At 62.4% G+C, this 2,794-nt stretch carries 1 protein-coding gene and 1 pseudogene; one reads left to right on the top strand and one right to left on the bottom strand.

Annotation, left to right across the window (positions count from 1 at the left end):
- Positions 1 to 27: 27 nt before the first annotated feature.
- Positions 28 to 919: pseudogene (locus ACLRGI_RS14410) on the bottom strand (alpha/beta fold hydrolase).
- A 161-nt stretch (positions 920 to 1,080) separates the two neighbouring features.
- Here ACLRGI_RS14410 and ACLRGI_RS14405 point away from each other — a divergent pair.
- Positions 1,081 to 2,727 (top strand): AfsR/SARP family transcriptional regulator, encoded by a 1,647-nt coding sequence (locus ACLRGI_RS14405; RefSeq protein WP_419202316.1) that lies wholly within the window; start codon positions 1,081 to 1,083, stop codon positions 2,725 to 2,727.
- The last annotated feature ends 67 nt before the right edge of the window (positions 2,728 to 2,794 follow it).

The raw sequence follows: 2,794 nt of genomic DNA, 5'->3' as shown, positions 1-2,794 counted from the left end.
CACCAAACCGCCGTCGAACGCTGCTTCCTAGCGGTCCATCAACTCGCGCATGGCCTCAACCACCGCCCTGGGATTCTCCTCCGCCGTGAAGTGGCTGGTGTTCATCGTCACGTGTTTAAGATCAGGCGCCCAGGCACCCCAAAGTGCAGCGGCATCGTACCCCAGCACCGCACCCCAACCTTGCTGCATCACAGTTGCCGGCATGGGCAACACATTGCCAGCGTTCCTGTCAGCGCGATCATGCGCGACGTCGATTCCCGCGGAAGCCCGGTAGTCCGCGACTATCGACCACACTGCTTCGCGCGACGACTTCAGGTACTCCTCGCGATATCGCAGAGGGATTGCTTGGGGATCAGCCGTCCATCCATCGATGAACGAGGCAAAGAAGGAGTCGGCGGCGGCTTCGATCATAGGCTCCGGGATTCCCGCCCGCTGAGCCATCAAGTAGAGGTGCCAAGCCACCCTGGCATCCACACCGCGGAGGATGTCCCACATGTCCAACGTCGGCAGCACATCCAGTGCCAGCAGGTGACTGACTGCGTCGGAATGGTCCAAGCCCGCACGCATGGCCACCAGTGCCCCACGGTCGTGGCCGGCAAGTGCGAAGCGGTGGTGACCCAGAATACGGGCTGGCAATGACATCCTTGGCCATCGTCCGCTTCGAGTATGTATCCTCGCCATCCTGTGCCGGCTTATCGCTCGCACCGTACCCGCGAAGATCCGGACATATGACCGTGTGGTCCGCCGCGAGATCAGCGGCGACATGCCTCCACATGAGGTGCGTTTGGGGAAAGCCATGCAAAAGTACGACGGCGGGACCGCGCCCCGCCACCGCGACGTTCAGTTCGGCGTCGGGCGACACCGGGACGCGGTGGTAGCTGGCTTCGGGCAGGAGTGTCAAAGTCAAGGAAGTCTCCATTCGTTGTTGGTGGAACCACTCTCCCGCCCGCGAATCAGCAGCGAATCAGTTGGGGCCCTGTCGCCAACAAAGGCGGGGATTGTCTTCCTCACTACGATTGACCCCTGACTACTGCGTCAATCCGAAACACTGTGCAGATCAGAGTCCTCGGCCCCCTCCAAGTGAGCGTCGATGGAGAAGTGCGGGATCTCTCCAAGCGGCGGCACAGGGAAATCCTCGGCATACTCGTTTCACTACGCGGCCGCGGCATCTCAACATCCTCGCTTGCGGAGGAACTGTGGGACGGGGAGCCGCCCAACGGGGCTGTCGGAGCAATCCGCACCTTTGTTGGTGAACTTCGGCGCATCCTTGAACCACATCGGCTACCCCGCACCCCACCCGCCGTGATCGTCACAGTGGGCGACGGGTACTGCCTGAGACTCGATGTCGACGCCGTTGACGCCTGGAGATTCGATACGGCAGTGACCCGCGCAGTTGGGACCACCCCCGAGAAGGCTGAGCCGAAGTTGTCCGCGGCCCTCAACGAATGGCAGGGAGCGGCCTTCCAGGAATTCGCCGAACGGCCGTGGGCCCTCCCTGAGGTGAGACGACTGACTGAACTCCGGCAGACCGCCGTCGAACACTGCGCCTCAGCGCGCCTGGACTCCGGCCGACCTGCGGACGCCATCACCATGCTGGAAACGCAGGTGGAAGCGAATCCCTGGCGCGAAGAAGGTTGGCGCTTGCTGGCCTTGGCTCTTTACCAAAGCCACCGCCAAGTCGATGCGCTGGCTGTCCTTCGGCGGGCACGCACGCAGCTTGCCAACGAACTCGGGCTGGACCCCGGCCCTGCTCTTGTTGACTTGGAGAACCAAATTCTCCGTAGGGATCCGCAGCTGCAGCGCCCGGAAGCCCTCACATTAGCTCCAACTGCCACCGCATACTCCCGAAGCGGCACGAGAGTTCAGCTCGAAGCATCCAACGCGGTGTTGGGCAGCTTGGCAGTCGCCGGCAATCTTCAGACCGTCCGCACCCAACGCCTTGCGGCCATCCGCGCAGCTGCCGAACTGAACGATCCCGATCTCATTGCCCGCGTCATTGGTGGCTACGACATACCCGGGATATGGACGCGCACCGATGACCCCGCTGCTTCCGCCGCCGTTACTGCCGCTGCGGAGCATGCGCTTACCACCACTCCAAGCCTCAGCGATCGGAGCCGTGCCCGCCTTCTGGCCACCATCGCGATGGAATCCCGAGGCACAGCCAATCGCTACTCGGAGGCCGGCGAAGCGGAGTCGATCGCCAAGCAGTTGGGAGACGGGCAGCTGCTCTGCTTCGCCCTCAGCGCCCGGTTCATGCATACCTTCACTTCAGCTGGCCTTGCGGCCGAACGCGCCGACATCGGCCAGGAGCTCATAACAACAGCATTCGACGCCGATTCGCCGACCTTTGAGATCAACGGGCGGCTGATACGTATGCAGGCGTTATGTGCGCTGAATGACATCGCTTCGGCCAGTGCGGAAGCCGACGCCGTCGACCAGTTGGCTCTGCGATACGAGAGACCGTTGGCAAGCGTGTTCACCCACTGGTTCCGGTGGACTTTCCTGGCAGGCTGTCTGCCGCCTCCCTTGCCGGCGGAGATGCCCGGCTTCACTGACGGAATCGCGGCTTTGGCAAACCTTGGCGGCGAGTTGCGGCAAGGTACTGAACTGAGCGGGTCTGAGCTGTTCAGGGCTGAACTGGACAGGGCTGAGCTGGACAGGGCTGAGCTGTTCAGGGCTGAAATAGGCGACGGCGATTTCGGCCCTTATGAGGCTCTTCAGAATTGAGGGTGTAGTTCCGGTCTGAATCCGCCGGATTCCAGGAGCGAGCGGGCTATGTAGCTGTCTCTTATAC

This window comes from Paenarthrobacter sp. PPS72, from assembly GCF_048537125.1.
In the GTDB taxonomy this organism is placed as follows: Bacteria; Actinomycetota; Actinomycetes; order Actinomycetales; family Micrococcaceae; genus Arthrobacter; species Arthrobacter nitroguajacolicus_E.
Note: the sequence above shows the minus strand (reverse complement) of the source record. Positions and strands in the feature narration are given on the sequence as shown.